Source organism: Celeribacter sp. (assembly GCF_048261515.1).
In the GTDB taxonomy this organism is placed as follows: Bacteria; Pseudomonadota; Alphaproteobacteria; order Rhodobacterales; family Rhodobacteraceae; genus Celeribacter.
The window spans coordinates 650470-668161 of sequence record NZ_JBLXFZ010000001.1 but is presented as its reverse complement, the minus strand read 5'-3'; the positions used below and the strand labels follow the sequence as shown (position 1 = coordinate 668161).

General features: G+C 61.7%; 16 protein-coding genes. 9 read left to right on the top strand and 7 right to left on the bottom strand.

The window, feature by feature from the left end:
• Nucleotides 1-5 precede the first annotated feature (5 nt).
• The 8 genes from ACN0SC_RS03330 to folD all read left to right on the top strand — a co-directional run bounded on the left by ACN0SC_RS03330 (nucleotide 6) and on the right by folD (nucleotide 8740).
• Nucleotides 6-1175 carry an energy transducer TonB gene (locus tag ACN0SC_RS03330; RefSeq protein ID WP_417248232.1) on the top strand — a complete coding sequence of 390 codons (1170 nt, stop codon included), beginning with the start codon at nucleotides 6-8 and terminating at the stop codon, nucleotides 1173-1175.
• Nucleotides 1172-2509, top strand: a complete 1338-nt coding sequence (gene tolB / locus ACN0SC_RS03325; protein ID WP_417248231.1) for a Tol-Pal system beta propeller repeat protein TolB — start codon at nucleotides 1172-1174, stop codon at nucleotides 2507-2509. The genes ACN0SC_RS03330 and tolB overlap by 4 nt, the downstream gene beginning before the upstream one ends.
• Nucleotides 2510-2591: 82 nt before the next feature.
• Complete coding sequence (pal, locus tag ACN0SC_RS03320) at nucleotides 2592-3131, top strand: peptidoglycan-associated lipoprotein Pal (protein WP_417248230.1); 540 nt, start codon at nucleotides 2592-2594, stop codon at nucleotides 3129-3131.
• Between the two features lie 72 nt (nucleotides 3132-3203).
• The gene (ybgF, locus tag ACN0SC_RS03315) at nucleotides 3204-4052 is read left to right on the top strand and encodes a tol-pal system protein YbgF (protein ID WP_417248229.1); all 849 of its coding nucleotides are present in this window, start codon (nucleotides 3204-3206) and stop codon (nucleotides 4050-4052) included.
• Entirely contained in the window at nucleotides 4043-5347 is a 1305-nt protein-coding gene (gene tilS / locus ACN0SC_RS03310) for a tRNA lysidine(34) synthetase TilS (protein WP_417248228.1), read from the top strand. Before ybgF ends, tilS begins: the two co-directional genes overlap by 10 nt.
• 79 nt (nucleotides 5348-5426) lie before the next feature.
• Nucleotides 5427-7343: an ATP-dependent zinc metalloprotease FtsH gene (gene ftsH / locus ACN0SC_RS03305; protein WP_417248227.1), complete on the top strand. Its 1917-nt coding sequence runs from the start codon at nucleotides 5427-5429 to the stop codon at nucleotides 7341-7343.
• Nucleotides 7344-7528: 185 nt separating this feature from the next.
• The gene (locus ACN0SC_RS03300; RefSeq protein WP_417248226.1) at nucleotides 7529-7837 is read left to right on the top strand and encodes a chorismate mutase; all 309 of its coding nucleotides are present in this window, start codon (nucleotides 7529-7531) and stop codon (nucleotides 7835-7837) included.
• Nucleotides 7838-8740, top strand: a complete 903-nt coding sequence (gene folD / locus ACN0SC_RS03295; protein ID WP_417248225.1) for a bifunctional methylenetetrahydrofolate dehydrogenase/methenyltetrahydrofolate cyclohydrolase FolD — start codon at nucleotides 7838-7840, stop codon at nucleotides 8738-8740. It begins immediately after the preceding gene.
• 165 nt (nucleotides 8741-8905) lie between these two features.
• Here the strand turns inward: folD and ACN0SC_RS03290 are convergent, their stop codons facing one another.
• Entirely contained in the window at nucleotides 8906-10219 is a 1314-nt protein-coding gene (locus ACN0SC_RS03290; RefSeq protein WP_417248549.1) for an ATPase, read from the bottom strand.
• 182 nt (nucleotides 10220-10401) lie between these two features.
• Between ACN0SC_RS03290 and ACN0SC_RS03285 the strand changes: the two genes are divergently transcribed.
• The gene (locus tag ACN0SC_RS03285; RefSeq protein ID WP_417248224.1) at nucleotides 10402-12045 is read left to right on the top strand and encodes a hypothetical protein; all 1644 of its coding nucleotides are present in this window, start codon (nucleotides 10402-10404) and stop codon (nucleotides 12043-12045) included.
• A gap of 90 nt (nucleotides 12046-12135) precedes the next feature.
• Here ACN0SC_RS03285 and ACN0SC_RS03280 read toward each other — a convergent pair whose 3' ends face one another.
• From ACN0SC_RS03280 to ACN0SC_RS03255, 6 genes are all read right to left on the bottom strand, one after another.
• Entirely contained in the window at nucleotides 12136-12627 is a 492-nt protein-coding gene (locus ACN0SC_RS03280; RefSeq protein ID WP_417248223.1) for an A24 family peptidase, read from the bottom strand.
• The gene (locus tag ACN0SC_RS03275; protein WP_417248222.1) at nucleotides 12627-13481 is read right to left on the bottom strand and encodes a tetratricopeptide repeat protein; all 855 of its coding nucleotides are present in this window, start codon (nucleotides 13479-13481) and stop codon (nucleotides 12627-12629) included. The genes ACN0SC_RS03280 and ACN0SC_RS03275 overlap by 1 nt, the downstream gene beginning before the upstream one ends.
• Nucleotides 13482-13597: 116 nt before the next feature.
• Nucleotides 13598-14176, bottom strand: coding sequence for a tetratricopeptide repeat protein (locus ACN0SC_RS03270; protein ID WP_417248221.1), 579 nt, complete (start codon nucleotides 14174-14176; stop codon nucleotides 13598-13600).
• A gap of 69 nt (nucleotides 14177-14245) precedes the next feature.
• On the bottom strand, nucleotides 14246-15223 hold the full coding sequence (locus ACN0SC_RS03265; RefSeq protein WP_417248220.1) for a type II secretion system F family protein: 978 nt from the start codon (nucleotides 15221-15223) through the stop codon (nucleotides 14246-14248).
• 19 nt (nucleotides 15224-15242) lie between these two features.
• Nucleotides 15243-16211, bottom strand: coding sequence for a type II secretion system F family protein (locus ACN0SC_RS03260; protein WP_417248219.1), 969 nt, complete (start codon nucleotides 16209-16211; stop codon nucleotides 15243-15245).
• A gap of 21 nt (nucleotides 16212-16232) precedes the next feature.
• Nucleotides 16233-17684, bottom strand: a complete 1452-nt coding sequence (locus tag ACN0SC_RS03255; RefSeq protein ID WP_417248218.1) for a CpaF family protein — start codon at nucleotides 17682-17684, stop codon at nucleotides 16233-16235.
• Between the last annotated feature and the right edge of the window lie 8 nt (nucleotides 17685-17692).

The window sequence follows — 17692 nt, the reverse complement described above, 5'->3', positions numbered from 1 at the left end:
GCGTTGTGAATACGGGCCACTATATCTCGGGTGCAGGCCACCTCGGCCTGATCCTCTACGCGCTTCTGGGCGGTCTGTTTCTGACGCCTGACGACAGTGAGCCCGTAGGGGTGCAGGAAGTTGCACTGGTCTCCGAGGCCGAGTTCGCAGCCCTCACACGCGCCAATTCCGCGCCCGAGGTTGCAGAGCAGGCACCCGAACGAACCGCGCCCGTTCCTATGCCCGAGACCGCACCAACGCGCCGTCCTACGCCTGATGCGCAGCCCGACCAAGCCCCCGCGCCAAGCGAGCCAGAGCAGGCCGAGCCCGAAGTCGCCCTCGACGAAGCCGCCCCTCTGACGCCGCAAGCGGAGGTGACTGATACGCCACCAGAGCCGCAACCCGATCCCGAGTTGTCGCCGGAGGAGACGGGAGCGGGGCTGCCGGAGATCGCCAATCAGGATCCCACGCCGCAATCGGTGCCGCGCATTGCGCCCGAAGCTGTTACCACGCCCGAGCCGCAACCCGAAATCGCCGATGCGCCCACGCCCGATGTTTCTCCCGATGCGGAAACGGCGGAGGTCGTTGATGAGGACGTGCCCGCCGCCGCGCCCGAGGAGGCCACCACCGAGATCGTGACCGAGGCGGAAACGCCCTCTGGCATGGCGTTCTCGCCTCGCCCGCAAGCGCGCCCCGCCAATCTCGCCGCTCGCGCTGCCGCCGCGCGTGAGCAGGCACAGGCCGAGACATCCGCGCCCGCAGAGCCGCAGGAAGATGCCGCCGATGCCGTGGCCAATGCCGCCGCAGCCGCCGCGGCAGCCCTTGCTGCCGAGGTCGCGGGCGAAACGGCCTCTCCTGCAACGCCCTCTGGTCCGCCACTTTCGGCAGGTGAGCGGGACGCGCTGCGTGTGGCTGTTTCGCAATGCTGGAACGTTGGGGCCCTTTCCTCCGAGGCGCTGCGCACCACCATTACCGTTGCCGTTGCGATGAATCGCGATGGCACACCCGTCTCTAGCTCGCTGAACTTGCTTGGTTATTCGGGCGGGTCGCAATCTGCCGCCAATGCCGCATTCGAGGTCGCCCGTCGGGCAATTCTCCGCTGCGGTGCGCGCGGTTTCAATTTGCCAGTGGAAAAATATGACCACTGGCGCAATATCGAAATGACATTCGATCCCGAACAGATGAGGTTCAAATGACACGCTTTACGTCTTTCGCCTGTGCCGCACTGGCTGCGTTGTCCCTGATGGCGGCGCTCCCCGCACATGCCCAAGACCCCGGCCCGCTGAAGATCGACATCACACAGGGTGTGATCGAGCCCGTGCCGCTGGCCATTCCAGATTTCATCGCGGAGACCGCCGACGCCGCCGAAATGGCGCGTCAGATTTCCGATGTCATTGCCGCTGATCTGGTCGGAACGGGGCTCTTTCGTGAGATCCCGCCCTCCGCGCACATCGCACCTGTGACCTCCTTCAACGCGCCTGTGTCCTACGCGGACTGGAAAGCGATCAACGCGCAGGGGTTGGTGACAGGGGCCGTGACGACTGACGGAGCGGGCAACCTTACGGTCAAGTTCCGCGTCTTTGACGTCTTCGCCGATGTGCCGCTGGGCGAGGGGCTGCAACTGGGTGGATCCGAGCGCAGTTGGCGCCGTATCGCGCATAAGGTGGCCGATGTGGTCTATTCGCGGATCACGGGCGAAGGGCCGTATTTCGACAGCCGCACCGTTTTCGTCCACGAGACAGGGCCGAAAAACGACCGTAAGAAACGTCTTGCGATCATGGACTACGACGGCGCGAACGTGCAGTTCCTCACCGACGAAAGTACCATCGTGCTCTCGCCGCGCTTCTCGCCAACGGGCGACCGCGTGCTCTATACCTCCTACGAAAGCGGCTTTCCGCAGATCATGATGATCGACGTGGGCACCGTCACCCGCCGCGCCCTGCCTGTTCCCGCCGAGAGCATGACCTTTGCGCCGCGCTTCTCGCCCGACGGGAAATCCATCGTTTACTCTGTGGCCAGCGGATCGAATACTGATCTCTACCGCATGGACATCGCCACAGGGCAATCGGCGCGCCTGACCGCGACGCCAGCGATTGAAACCGCGCCGAGTTATTCCCCAGACGGGTCGCAGATCGTTTTCGAGAGTGACCGTTCTGGCAATCAGCAACTCTACATCATGCCTGCCAACGGTGGTGAGGCGAAGCGCATCTCTTTCGGACAGGGCCGCTACGGTACGCCCGTATGGTCACCGCGCGGTGATCTGATCGCCTTCACCAAACAGGCCAATGGCCGCTTCCACATCGGTGTGATGCGCACGGACGGCTCTGAAGAGCGCCTTCTGACGGCGTCCTTCCTCGATGAGGGACCGACATGGTCGCCCAACGGGCGCGTCATCATGTTCTCGCGCGAGACCCAAGGGGCAGGCGGCGAAAGTGCGCTCTACACGGTCGATATCTCGGGCCGAAATCTCAAACGTGTGCCCACCAACGCAGGTGCCTCGGACCCCGCATGGTCGCCACTTCTGCGCTGATGATCCACACTCTCCCCAAGCCTCCGAGCGCGTGCTATAGTGGCCGCAATCGAGCCGTCAAACTTCCGCAAAGGATGATGAAATGACCAAGTTTTCTTCCCGCTCCGCTCTGCGTGTGACCACGCGCGCAGCCCTTCTTGTGGCCGCTATCGGCCTGACTGCCTGTACCAACCCTGGCCGCTTTGGCGCAGGCGGGGCAGGCAGCGATGCGATGAATTCGGGCGTTGTGGCCGGATCAGCGAGCGACCCGACCTCGGTGGCCTATTTCAACCAGACCATCGGTGATCGCGTCCTCTTCGCGGTGGACCAGTCGACACTCTCCGACACGGGCCGCGCTACGCTCAACCAGCAAGCCGCATGGCTGATCGACAACCCCGAGTATACCGCCATTATCGAAGGCCACGCCGACGAGCAGGGCACACGCGAATACAACCTCGCTCTCGGCTCGCGCCGCGCCGCCGCCGTGCAGCAATACCTGATCTCGCAGGGTGTGACGCCCTCGCGTCTCAAGACCGTGACCTACGGCAAGGAGCGTCCGCTTGCGATCTGTTCCGACGAGACTTGCTACCAGCAGAACCGCCGCGCCGTTACCGTGTTGGCCGCGGGCGCAGGTGTGAGCTAAACCACGATCAAGCGTGCGGGTGCGGGATATCCTGCGCCCGTATTCTGCGACTTTCCGCCAGGAGACTTTGCTATGAAATCCATGATGGTTGGGGTGCTGATGGCGCTCAGTGTGAGTGTTTCGACAGCCCTCCCCGCCGCTGCGCAGGACGCGCAGACATTGGCCGACATCCGACAGGAGGCCGCCGTGCTCTCCGTCGAACTGACCCGCCTGAAACGCGAGTTGTCGACCACGGGCGCGCCAGGCACGGGATTCGCGGGCACCTCTACGCTGGAACGTGTCGACCTGATGGAGCAGTCGCTATCCGCGCTCACCGCGAAGATGGAACAGCTTGAGTTCCGCATCAATCAGGTGGTCAAGGACGGCACCAACCAGCTCGACGACATCAACTTCCGCCTGTGCGAATTGGAGGCTGGGTGCGATATCGGGAACCTGCCAACGCTTGCGCCCTTGGGCGGAGTTGACGTGCAGGCCCCTGCCATCGGCACGGTTACTGGCCCTGGATCCGACGTGCCAATGGACGGCACAGGCGAGATGGCGATTGCCGAGCAAAGCGATTTCGACGCAGCTATGACGCTTTATAACGAGGGCAACTATGAGGCGTCGGCCAATGCCTTTGGTGCGTTCAGCCAGACGTATACAGGCGGGCCGCTGACGGGTGAGGCGGACTTCATGCGCGGCGAGGCTTTGTCCCAACTGGGCAAGACCTCCGAGGCTGCGCGCGCCTATCTCGACAGTTTCTCCGCCGCTCCAGAAGGGGATCGCGCGCCGTCAGCGCTCCTGCGTCTGGGCACGTCGCTTGCCGCATTGGGACAGGTCGAGCGCGGCTGTGTGATGCTACAGGAAGTGGGCAACCGTTTCGCAGGTGCCCCCGAAGTGCTTGAGGCGCAATCCGCCCGTAGCAATCTTGGGTGCCAATAACCGACATGAACGGCGGTGATGCAGAGGACACAGGCGCGGACAGTCGCGCCTTTATCCGCCACCAGATTGCCGCCGCCCTCTCATTTGACCGCCCCACGCGTCCCGCCGTAGCGGTCTCTGGCGGGGGCGACAGCATGGCGCTCTTGCGGTTGATGGCCGAATGGGCGGAGGGCGAGAAACTTCCCCTTCAGGCTGTGACCGTGGACCATGGGTTGCGCGCCGAGGCCGCCGAAGAGGCGCGTTTCGTCGCTGACACCTGTGCCGATCTCAAAATCAAACACACGACGCTGACGTGGACCGGATGGGACGGGCGCGGAAATCTTCAGGACGCGGCTCGTCGTGCGCGCTATGCGCTGATGGCTGAATGGGCGAAAGGTGCGGGCGTCGATACCATCGCAATCGCCCATACCGCCGACGATCAGGCGGAGACCTTCTTCATGCGTCTTGCGCGCTCCTCGGGCATCGACGGGCTGACGGGGATGCAGCGCCGCCGCGAGGCCGATGGTGTCACATGGGTGCGCCCGCTGCTGATGGTCGAGCGTGCCGAATTGCGCGACTACCTGCGCGCTCTGCGTCAGGTCTGGATCGACGATCCCTCCAACGAGGACGAACGCTTCGACCGTGTAAAGGCCCGCAAGGCACTCAAGGCGCTTGAACCGCTTGGCCTTGATCTGCACGTGGTCGGTCGCGTGATGGATCATCTTGGCCAAGTGCGCACCGCGCTGGACTACGCCACCCACGATCATGCGTTGGAATGCGTGACGGTGGAGGGGGGGGATCTGTGCATCAATCGCCGCCGTTTTGTCGAAGCGGCCCCCGAAGTGAACCGCCGCTTGATCGCCCATGCCCTGCGGTGGATTGCCTCGGCTGACTACGGGCCGCGGGGAATGAAGCTGCAAGAGTTCCTGTCGGCGATTTCCCGCGGGCGCGATGCGACGCTGCACGGGGTGCGGTTGATCGGCGGCAAGGAGACGCTTCGGCTGACCCGCGAAACGGCGGCGGTCGCGGGGAAAACCGCGACGCCTGATGTCGTATGGGATGGACGCTGGCGAGTGGAGTGGACGGGTGAACCGACTGAAAAAAAAGGGTTAATCCTGCGCGCCCTCGGGAGTGACGGGCTTGCGCAGATCGCGGAGAAAGCACCCGATGGGCCTCCACGTGAAAGTCTCGCTTCGTCGCCCGCACTCTTCGCAGGAGAAACACTTGTCGCCGCGCCATTGGCAAAGGTCGGTTCCGCGACCGCGCGGCTGATCCATCCTGACGGTCACTTCTTTACTTCCCTTTTATCGCATTGAACTTACGCGCCCGATCCCTATTTTAAGGGGAAGCCCCGCGCGCACCCCGCGCGGGAAGATATTTTTAAGGAGACTTCTCTTGGGTAACGCTCGCAATCTCGCCTTCTGGCTGGTGCTGCTGATGCTCGTCGTCGCATTGTTCAATGTCCTCGGCGGCAATCAGGCGTCCATGGCATCCAACGAGATCGCCTATTCCGAATTCATGTCCCGCGTTGAGGCGGGTGAAATCAGCTCTGTCGAGATCGACGGGGAACGGGTGATTTTCGTCGATGAAGGGCGCCGTGCCTATGCAATCAACCCCGGTGACGAAAACCTCGTCTCCGAGCTGATCGCGCAAAACGTCGCCGTGAAAGGACAGCCGCAAGAGCAAAGCGGGTTCACCACGCTTCTGATGACCTTCCTTCCGTTCATCCTGATCATCGGTGTGTGGATTTACTTCATGAACCGTATGCAGGGCGGCGGCAAAGGCGGGGCCATGGGCTTCGGCAAGTCGAAGGCGAAACTGCTGACCGAGAAACATGGTCGCGTGACCTTCGACGATGTTGCAGGCATCGACGAGGCCAAGGAAGAGCTTGAGGAAATCGTCGAGTTCCTCCGCAACCCGCAGAAATTCTCGGCCCTTGGCGGCAAGATCCCCAAAGGTGCGCTGCTCGTCGGCCCTCCGGGTACGGGTAAAACACTTCTCGCCCGCGCGATTGCTGGCGAGGCGGGCGTGCCCTTCTTCACCATTTCGGGTTCCGACTTCGTCGAGATGTTCGTCGGTGTGGGTGCTTCCCGAGTCCGCGATATGTTTGAACAGGGTAAAAAGAACGCACCCTGTATCATCTTTATCGACGAGATCGACGCCGTGGGTCGCTCGCGTGGCGCAGGCTACGGCGGCGGTAACGACGAACGCGAACAGACGCTCAACCAGTTGCTTGTCGAGATGGACGGTTTCGACGCCAACGAAGGCATCATCATCGTCGCGGCCACCAACCGCCCCGACGTTCTCGACCCCGCTCTCTTGCGTCCGGGCCGCTTCGACCGTCAGGTTCAGGTGCCCAACCCCGATATCAAGGGCCGCGAGAAAATCCTCGGTGTCCACGCTCGCAAGGTGCCGCTCGGCCCCAATGTCGACCTGCGCATCATCGCGCGTGGCACGCCTGGCTTCTCGGGTGCCGATCTGGCCAACCTCGTCAACGAGGCCGCTCTTATGGCTGCGCGGATCGGACGCCGTTTCGTAACGATGGAAGATTTTGAGAACGCCAAGGACAAGGTCATGATGGGTGCGGAGCGCCGTTCCATGGTTATGACCGAGGACGAGAAGAAGCTCACCGCCTATCACGAAGCGGGCCACGCCATCGTCGGCCTGAATGTCCCGCAGCATGACCCGATCCACAAGGCGACGATCATCCCGCGTGGCCGTGCGCTCGGCCTCGTGCTGTCGCTGCCGGAACGGGATCAACTGTCGGTAAGCTGGACGAAATACACCTCGAAAATCGCCATGGCCATGGGCGGGCGCGTTGCGGAAGAGCTGATCTTCGGCAAGGAGAACATCACCTCTGGCGCGTCCTCCGACATCCAGCAGGCGACGAAGATCGCCCGCGCGATGGTCACGCAATTTGGCTTTGCCGAGGAGCTTGGCTATGTCGATTACGCCAACGAGCAAGAGAGCTATCTCGGCGGCTATGGCGGTGGCACCAACCACAGCCCCGCCACGCAGAAGCTGATCGACGACAAGGTGAAAGAGATCATCGACGAGGGCTATGAGACCGCGCGCCGCATCCTCACCGAGAAGCGGCAGGATCTCGAAAACCTCGCTCAGGGCCTGTTGGAATACGAGACCCTTACGGGGCCTGAAATCCAGAAGGTGATCGCGGGCGAACCGCTTAATCGCGGTGACGACGATGACTCTTCGGCGCCGTCCGATACGGGCACACCATCGGTTGCGGCCATCCCCAAAACCCGCTCGAAGCCCAAGGCCGACGGCGGGATGGAGCCTGAACCATCCGCCTAGTGGTGGGGTGATCCTCAGCTTTGACAAGAAATTGAAGCCGCGTTCCTTTGGAGCGCGGTTTTTCATTGGCCGCGCGCGCGAAGTGATCGTCGTTCCCCTTTTCGCCGCCCTAAGGACTTTCGGTATCGCGCGCCTCTCTTCCCACCCGCGCGACCCCATGTTAAAGCGGGCTCGGAGGCCGAGATATGACGCTGAAAGATCCATCCGAGATTGACACCATGACCGACCTGCGCGCGCAGATCGACGCTTTGGATGCCAAATTGATCCGCCTGTTGGCCTTGCGCCAAAGGCATATCGACCGCGCTGCCGAAATCAAACCCGCCGCTGGCCTCCCCGCCCGCATCGACGAGCGCGTGGAATCGGTTGTCGCCAAGGTGACGGCACATGCCGAAGCCGAAGGGTTCGAGCCGCAGACCGCCGCCGCAATGTGGCGGCTCATGATCGAAGCTATGATCGCCCGCGAAGAGCGTGCGATGTCGAAAAGGACCAGTTAAATGACCGCCCAGATCATCGACGGGAAAGCCTTCGCCGCCACCGTCCGCAGCAAAATCGCCGACCACGTGGCGCGCATCGAGGAGACCAATGGCATCACACCTGGTCTTGCCGTGATCCTTGTCGGTGACGACCCTGCCTCCGAGGTCTATGTACGCAACAAGCACAAGAGCACCATCGAGGTTGGCATGAACTCCTATGAGCACAAGCTGCCTGCCGACACCACCGAGGAAGACCTCTACGCGCTGATCGACAAGCTGAACGCCGATCCGAAGGTGCATGGTATCCTTTGTCAGTTCCCCGTGCCTGATCATCTCTCCGAGCGCGACATTGTCGCCCGCATCGACCCTGCGAAGGATGTGGACGGGCTGCACGTGCTCAACGCAGGGCTACTGGCCAGCGGCCAGCGCGCCATGGTAAGCTGCACGCCTCTGGGGTGCCTGATGTTGCTGCGCGACCAACTCGGGTCTCTGTCGGGCAAAAACGCCGTGGTTATCGGGCGTTCCAACCTCGTCGGGAAACCTGTGGCCCAGCTTCTTCTCCGTGACAGTTGCACAGTCACAATCGCCCATTCCCGCACCAAGAACATCGAGGATGTGGTGCGCGGGGCTGATATCGTGGTTGCTGCCGTGGGGCGGGCGAACTTCGTCAAGAAAGACTGGATCAAGCCTGGTGCCACGGTGATCGACGTGGGCATCAACCGCATTCCTGCGCCTGAACGTGGCGAGGGAAAAACCCGCCTTGTGGGCGACGTGGATTTCGCTGGTGTCTCGGAGGTTGCGGCCGCGATCACACCTGTTCCGGGTGGTGTCGGGCCGATGACGATTGCCTGTCTTTTGGCCAATACGCTGACCGCCTGCTGCCGCTCCAATGGCCTGCGCGAGCCTGATGGGCTGACCGCCTAAACCTCACCCGCATCCCCCAATTTGGGCTGTCGGATATGCGTCGGCTATGTGTCGGACATCTGTCGGACCCCTGCGCGCGTTGCGCAAATGGGCGAGTAAGGGGCGAGTGGGCCGAAAAAAGGCAGGCCCAAAGACAACGCCGCCCCGTAGGGCGGCGTTGGTGTGTTAGTGGTCGAAGCTGCTTTCCTTGACAAACATGTTGGCCCACGCGCGTTCGATCAGGTCGGGGGTCATCTGATAGGGGATGCCCTCGAAATCGCAGATGGCCATGATCTGGTCGATCAGGAAGACGGGCTGATAATTGGCGAAATCGACGCCGAGCTTGGAATACTTTTCCTTGAGCAGGTAGATCAGCGCCTCCTCGTTGAGGGGCACGCCCTTTTTCTTGGCGACCATCGAGAAGATTTTGAGGAAGCCCGACTGGTCGGGTCCGTCGATCTTGATCTTGTAGAAAATACGGCGGAGCGCCGCTTTGTCGAAAATCTCGTTGGGGTGGAAGTTGGTGGAGAAGATCACCAGCGTATCAAACGGCACCTCGAATTTCTCACCCGATTGCAGGGCGAGAATATCCTTGCTCTCTTCTAGCGGCACGATCCAGCGGTTGACCAGTTTTTGCGGCGGTTCCTCTTGGCGGCCAAGGTCGTCGACGATGAAGATGCCGCCTGTCGATTTGAGTTGCAGCGGGGCCTGATAGGTCCGTGCGGTGGGGTTGTAGACCAGATCGAGCATGTCGAGCGACAGCTCGCCGCCCGTCACTACGGAGGGGCGTTCGCAGCGCACATAGCGGCGGTCGAAGCGGTTGGCCGTGCGGCGCAGCGCGTTGGCATCGTCCTCGGCATCTTCGCGCTTCACATGCATCAGCGGGTCATAAACGGTGATCACCTGACCGTTGTATTCAATCGCGCGGGGCACATAGATGAGATCGCCGAGCGCGTCGCGGATACCGTTGGAGATCGAGGATTTACCGTTGCCCGGCGGGCCATACATCAAGATGGAGCGGCCTGCGCCAACGGCAGGTCCGAGTTGGTCGAGCAGGTCGGGCGGCAGGATCAGGTGTCCCATAGCGCCCACAAGCGCCTGACGGGTGATCATCATGTTGCGCACGGACTGTTTCTTGACCTGACGCGCGTAGTTTTCCAACGGGACGGGCATGGGGCCGAAGTATTCCGACTGGGCCAGCGCGTCGAGCGCGCGCGCCTTGCCCCCGTCCGACAGGCGGAAGCCCATCTCGGACCCCGCGCCCGCATGAAGCGTCCCCGTGGCCTCCACGAGTCCCTGTTCGCGCGCCGCGTCCACCAGTTCCTGCGTCAGCGATACGGGCAGGCACATGGTCACGGCGAGTGTCGAGACCTGTTCCTGGTTGGTGCGGAACATGGTTTTGAGCAGGATGTCCCGCATCATCACCGCATTGAGCCCCGTTTGCGCCAGCGTTTTTGGCTGGGCAGGGGAGAGAACGTTCGCTTGCGCTTCGATATTCATCGGTGTTTTGTCCATTGCTCGTTATCGCTCGCGCGGTCGGGTCGGATCGCGTCCTTCAAGCACGTAAGCGGCAATTTCGGCACCAATATGGCCGTTTTCAGGTCTTTGTCCCTTTTTTGATCGCGGCTTTGCCCGTAACCTGCGCGCAAACGTCAGGCAAAAACAACATAATGAGTGGGCAAATGAGCAAGGTTTCCCCTGTGAAGTACGCCATATTTCTCGCGGCGCTGATCGTGGTTTTCGGGGGCGTGGGACTGGCCAAGGGCGGTCTTTACGTCAACGTGCACGAGGGCGACACGGCGCATATGGTGTCCATCGTCGCGCGGATGCTTGCGGGGCAGGTGCCGCATCTCGATTTCTCGACGCCCATCGGCATTGTGGCCTTCCTTCCCGTGGTGTGGACGGCCAAGGCGGGGTTTGGCATTGGTCAGGCCTTTATCGCCGCGCAGGTTGTCGTGGCCGCGCTGCTTGCGCCGATGATCTGGCGTGTAGGTGTGTCGCGGCTCACAGGGGTGAGTTCGTGGCTGTTTGCGCTGTTGACGATGAGTATGCTCATGGCGCTGGTGCATGGCGAGGCGTCCACGTCGATTTCTGTGTCGATGTATTACAACCGTTGGGCGTGGGGCATGGCTTTTGTCGCGGTGCTTTTGTCGGTGCTCGCGCCGCAGAAGGGGCGGGAGGCACCCGTGCGCGACGGGATCTATCTGGGCCTGATGTTCGCGGCGATGGCGATGTCGAAACCGACCTACTTCGTCGCCTTCTTCCCCGTTGTGACCATCGCGCTTTTGTCGCGCGGGGCGGTGCGGGATTTCGTTGTGATGATGGCGACGGGTGCCGTGGTGGCGGTTGTGATTGCCTTGGTCTACGGCATCGACATTTACTTCGCCTATATCGCGGACCTGTTGAGTGTCGTGACCTCCGAGGCGCGTGCGGCGCCCTCGGCCTCGCTGCTCGAAGTGCTCAACGCGCCGCGTTTTCTCGTGGTCACGTTGACGGGTGTTGCGGCGGTGATCGTGTTGCGCCAGAGCGCGCAGGGGCGGGCGGGGCTGTTGCTATTCCTGCTCCTTCCCGCATTCGTTTTTGTGACCTATCAGAACTTCGGCAATGATCCCAAATGGCTGATGCTTCTGGGCTTCTTCCTGCTGGCGCATCGTCCTGAGACGGGGCGGCGGGTCATGTTCAACTGGGAGGCGCGCAGTGCGGTGACGGCACTGGGGGCGGTTGCTTTCGCGCTGATCCTGCCGTCGATCCAGAACATGATCACCTCGCCCTTCCGCCATCTGGCGACAGACGAGAGCGACTATGCGGTCCACATCTCGGGCCACCCGAAAACGCAGGACATCTACGTGACAGACATGCGGTCGTCGGTGGCGATGGTGCGTGTGGCGCTGGCCGATGACGTGCCTGCGCTGCGCGCGTTCGAGGCAGAGGGAAAGGGGCCCGAGCCGATCACCTTCCTCGACCAGACGGTCCCGCAGTGCAACCTCGTCGCGGGTGAGGCGGCGATGTATCGTTACATGTCCGACCATCTCAAGGATGACCCTTTCAACTACCCGCCCGAGACGCAGTTCTTCGTTGTCGATGTGGTCGATATGCTGTGGATGTTCGGCGGCTTCACCCCGCTCAAGGGCGCGGCGCCGTGGCATTATTCGGGGGCTCCAGGGGTTGAGAATGCCGATGCCATCGTGGTGCCGCTGTGCCCATTGGCCACGGATGTGACCAAGATCGCGCTGGAGGCCTTGGAGGTTGCGGGACTGAAGTTGCAGCGCCCGATCAAGGACGAGCTGTTCTGGGTCTTCCCGATTGTCAAAGAGGGCGCGGAGTAGTGCCGCCTCGCGCCACAGGTGACGGATAGGAAAAGGCGGGCATTGCGATCCGCCTTTTTCACGTCTGTATTGTGGCTGAGGCCTGTCTGTCTAAAGGAATGCGGCGAGCGCGAAATAGCTGACCATCGTGCCTGTGAGTGCCAGACCCATCGGGAATTTCGCGTGACCCCACGAGACCCAGTCGGGCGTGGCGCGGCGCAGGGCAGGTATGGCACGCATCGCGCGATGGGCGGCGAAGGCTCCAAGCAGGAAAGCGGCAAAGAGCATCAGCACCGCGCCCGCATCCGCGAGCGGGATGAACATCGCCATGGCGGCGGCAAACTTGCCATCACCCGCGCCGACACCCGCAAATAGAAACAGGAAGATCCCCACGACATAGAGCGCGACCCCGTGGGTGAAGCCCCAAAGATACTGCTCGAAGGGCAGGACGAAGGGCGCGACGACGACATAGGCTGCGGCCAGCGTCAGAACCACCGCATTGGGCAGCTTCATCCGTTTGAGGTCGTTGAACGCCGCGATAAAGGCGATGGGCGTGGTCACGATCAGAAAGACCAGCGCCGCTCCCGAACCGAGCGTCAGCATCAGTTGGTCACGTTGGACTCAAGAGCGCGCAGAGAACGCACGGCGGCCTCGAAGTGCTGCGGATGGGTGTCGATGGCTTCGCGGATCAACCCCTTGCCAATGATCACATCACCCGACTTCACCGCCGAAAGGCCCAGCGTATAGAGCAGTTGCGCGCGCTCGGTCTGGGTCATCTCGACCACGGGGAGGTCGTATTTGCCCTGCGCGCCACGGGCCAGAACGAGGTTGTTCTTGGCGGTGAACAGGGAGGGATCATAGGTGATCGCCTTGCCGAAGAGTTGCTCGGCCTCGACGAATTCGCCGCGCGTCAGCTTGGAATAGCCCCAGTTGTTGAGCACGCCAGAGGGCTTTGTCGTCAGGCCGGATGCGGTCTGGTAGAAGCTGTCGGCTTTGTCCCATTGCTGGTTGCTGTCGGCGATCATCGCCTCAAGGCGGTAGCGTTTGTAAGTCTCATGGGTGGGTGGAACGCTGTTGAGCATTTCCTCCGCCTTGTCCCAGTCGCCCGTGCGGATCAGCGCATCGGCGTAATCAACGCGGTCGTTGTTGGTGGCATCCTCGCTCTGGACCACGGCGCTCCATGCTTTCGCTGCGGCATCGGCATTGCCTGCGCGGATCAGGGATTTGGCCAGTCCGCGTTTGAGGTCCACACGGTCGGGGTTTTCGGCGACGGCGCGGGAGAAATAGGAGACCGCTTCATTGGGGTCTGCCGCTCCGAGCATCAGGTCGTTGAGGTTGCTTTCGTCGATCACATTGACGGAGGAATTGGCCCGTTTGACTTCGGACATCGCTCCTTCGCAACCGGAAAGAGCCACTGCGCCCGTCAAAACGAGCGAAATCATCATCACTTTACGCATGGTGCCTGCCACCCTCATTTGTCTGCCCGTCTCGCGCGTGATGCATCGTCTGGCCCCGCACGCCCCTCAAATGGCGCAGATCCGCTGGTGGTTTTTTGTCCAGTCGGTCGCGGGCCTCAGCGTGCGAGTAGGAGATAGCTTCCCGTCCCGCGTCGCACCAAGGCGAAATCGCTTTGATTGTCGTCGATAGTAGCAGGATTTTCTATTTTTGCGAGTGCCAAGCGCAAATTGTCACGGATTTCGGCAGATTGGCCACTGTCGAGCGCGAAGGCGATGCGGAAAACACGTTCGGCCTCGCCGTAGTTGTCGCGCTCCATAAGGACAACGCCTAGGTTGTTCCACGCAGGAACGAAGGTTTCATCCTCCTCGGTGGCGCGGCGCAGGATGCGTTCGGCCTGTCCAAGGCGGCCCAGTTTGAGATTGGCCGAGCCGATGGCCGAGAGCGTGTCGACGGTCAGACCCTGTTCGGCGGCGGCGCGCAGGTAGGCCTTGAGCGCCAACTCGTATTCGCGTGCTTCCATCAGGCGGTGCCCGACGATCAGACCATCGACGCTTTCCCCGTGGGTATCAACGCCCGTGGGCGCGTATGGGCCGCTGTTGCTGAGTGGCGTGAGGCCGCCCGTGGGTCCACAGGCGACCAGCAAGGCCAGAAGGGGCAGGGCGGTCAGGGTGTTGCGGGCGATCGCACGCGGCATATGGTGGCTCCTTGGTGCCTTGCCGCCCTCCGTTGACCGAAGCGATATGTCCCGCGTCAGAACCCTGTCCTAGAATTCCGTCGTGGAAAGCAGCGTATAGATGTCATAGACCGACGGGCCAATCAGGATGATCAGGAGCGGCGGAACGGTCAGCATCATTGTGGCAAGGGTCATCTTCGTGGGCAAGGTGTTTGCCTTCTCTTCGGCCCGCATCACGCGTTTATCGCGCATTTCCCCCGCATACACCCGAAGCGCCTCGGCAATCGAGGTACCAAAGGTTTGCGATTGAATCAGAACGGTGACGAAGGAGGCGACATCGGGCACGCCCGCACGTTCGGCCATATCGCGCAGGACGTTGATCTTGTCCTTACCTGCCTTGATCTCGTAGCTGACGATTTCGAACTCGTCGGCCAGCGCGGGGAAACCTGCGCGGATTTCCTTGGCCACGCGGATGATCGATTGGTCGAGTGACTGGCCAGCCTCGACGCAGACGAGCATCATGTCGAGACTGTCGGGGAAGCCGTTGGTGATCTCTTCCTTTCGCGCTTCGACGCGGCGAGTGACCCAGTATTTCGGAGCCATATAGCCGATCGTGCCAGGCAGGAGGATGTGCATCATCATCATCATGGTGGTGACTTCCTGCGACGCCTGTTTGATCAGGACGAGGACAAGCCCCACGGCCATGAGCCCAAGCCCGAGCGCGAACTGTGCGAAGTGATACATGCGCACCGCGTTCTTGCCGCGATAGCCTGCCTGAATGAGCTTGAGTTGGGCGGCGGAGTATTCTTCCTCGTCCTGCGGCTCAAGGAAGGCGGAGTATTTTTCGAGCTTGTCGGGGCCGCTCTTGTTGGTGCGCAGTTTGTCGCCTTTGGGCGTGGCACCGCCGCGGGCGGTATTCTCGCGCAGCTTGTCGAACGGGTCGCGGCGCTTGTTGAGCAGGATGACCAGTGCGGACAAGATTAGGACCAGCCCGAGCGCACCCATGACGATCACGGGGCCGAAGGGGCCGATTTCCTCGCCGAGGATCTGGTTGAAGAACTCTTGCATGTGCGTGATCCTTTCCCGCTTACACTTTGATGTTCACAAGCGACTTCATCACGAAGATGTTCGTCACGAGGAAGCCGCCGACGACGAAACATGCGGGGATGAAGGCGGGGGTGTCTTTAACGGTGTCGTAGTAGTCGGGTTTGCCGACCGAGATGAGCAGCAGTGCCGCGAGCGGGAAGAAGGACAGGAACATGCCCGACCATTTCGCCTCCGCAGTGATGGCCTTCACCCGGCGGAAGAGTTTGAAGCGTGCGCGGATCACCTTGGCCAGACCGTCGAGCACCTCGGCAAGGTTCCCCCCTGCCTGCTGTTGGATGGCCACGGCAACCGCGAGGAAGCGCAAATCCTGCATGTCGAGCCGTTCGGCCATATCCTTGAGCGCCTCGCCCACGTCGCGGCCATAGGTGCTTTCGTCGGCGATCACGCCCATCTCCGTGCCCAACGGGTCGGGCACTTCAGTGGCGACGATATTGAGCGCGTTGGAGAAGGGGTGGCCGACCTTGAGGCTTCGGACCATCAGTTCCACGGCGTCGGGGAGTTGCTCCTCGATCAGCGCCATGCGGGCCTTGGCCTTGTTGGTGATCCAAACGAAAACCGCGCCGATCCCGATGCCCACCGAGACAATCGCGCGAATGGGCAGCGACGAGGCCGTGCCGATGGTCAGGCCGACAAAGGCCACCATGGCAAGAAGCGCCATCACCATCACAAGCTGCGTCGGGGTGAAGGCGATATTAGCCTTTTGCGCCTTTTCTGCGAGCACCGAATAGAGCGGCACCTGACGCGAACGCAGGTGTTGCCCCATTTCCTTGCGGAGCTGGTTGAGGACTTCCTCACGGTTGCCTGTCTTTTCCAGAAGCTCGTAGCGGCGGTTGACTCGGCCGTTGAGCGAGATGGATTTGCCGAACACCGTGAGATAGATGCCCTCGACAAGCAGCAGCACAGCGATGAAAACAACGATATAGATGATGAGTTCGATAGAGATCATCATGGGACGGACTCCTGCCTGTGCCTATTTGGGGTTGAACGGTTCGAAGAGCGATGCGGGCAGATCGTAGCCCCACATGCGGAACCGTTCCGAGAAATGCGACCGCACGCCAGTTGCCGTGAAATGGCCGATAATCTTGTTGTCGGGGGTGAGGCCCGTGCGTTGGTAGCGGAAGACCTCCTGCATGGAGATCACATCGCCCTCCATGCCCGTCACCTCGGTGATCGACACCATGCGGCGCGAGCCGTCTTGCAGGCGCGAGGCCTGAACGATGAGGTTCACAGCCGAGGAAATCTGCGAGCGCACGGCCTTGAGCGGCATCTCGATCCCGGCCATCGCGATCATGTTTTCGAGACGCGACACACCATCGCGGGCGGAGTTGGCGTGGATCGTGGTCATTGACCCGTCGTGGCCGGTGTTCATGGCCTGCAACATGTCGATCACCTCTTCGCCACGTGTCTCACCGACGATGATACGGTCAGGACGCATCCGCAGGGCGTTGCGCAGACAGTCGCGCTGCGTCACCGCACCCTTGCCCTCGACGTTGGCAGGGCGGCTTTCCATGCGGCCCACGTGGGTCTGCTGGAGTTGAAGTTCCGCCGTATCCTCGATGGTCAGGATGCGTTCGTCGTTGTCAATAAAGCTCGACAGTGCGTTGAGCGTGGTCGTCTTACCAGAGCCCGTCCCGCCCGACACGATTACGTTGAGGCGGGTCGATACGGCGGCCTGAAGGTATGCGGCCATTTCCTCGGTAAAGGCCCCGAAGCGCACGAGGTCGTCAACGGAGAGCTTTTCCTTTTTGAACTTACGAATGGAGACCAGCGAGCCGTCCACCGCAACCGGCGGCACCATGGCGTTGAAACGCGAGCCGTCGGCGAGACGGGCGTCAACGTATGGGTTGCTTTCATCGACACGACGACCCACGGCCGACACGATTTTGTCGATGATGCGCAGCAGGTGCTTTTCGTCTTTGAACGTAATGTCGGACAGTTCGAGCTTCCCCGCGCGCTCCACGAAGATCTGTTGCGGACCGTTCACCAGAATATCGTTGACGCTGTCGTCTTTCAGAAGCGTTTCGAGCGGCCCGAGGCCGCGCACTTCGTCGTAGAGATCCTGATTGAGGCTGGCCCGTTCCTCGCGGTTGAGCACCATGCCAAGGTCGGTGAGTGCCTCGCCTGTGATTGCGGCAATCTCGGCGCGCAGATCTCTTTCGTCGGCAGTTTCGAGAGCGGCGAGGTTGAGGTCTTCGAGGAGGCGCTTGTGCATCTCCACCTTGATCTCACCAATCCGTGCCTTGCGCTTGCGCTCCTTGTCGCCACCGCCCGTGGGCGTGTGGCGCGGCAGGTCACGGCGCGCAGCCTTGGGAGCCTGCGCAGGTGCGGGCGCGCTGGCTTTCGGGGCAGGCGCGGCGGCTGCTGCAGGAGCAGCAACGGGCTTGGCCTTGGCGGTGTCACCTTTTTTGTAGCGCGAAAACATTGCGGTAG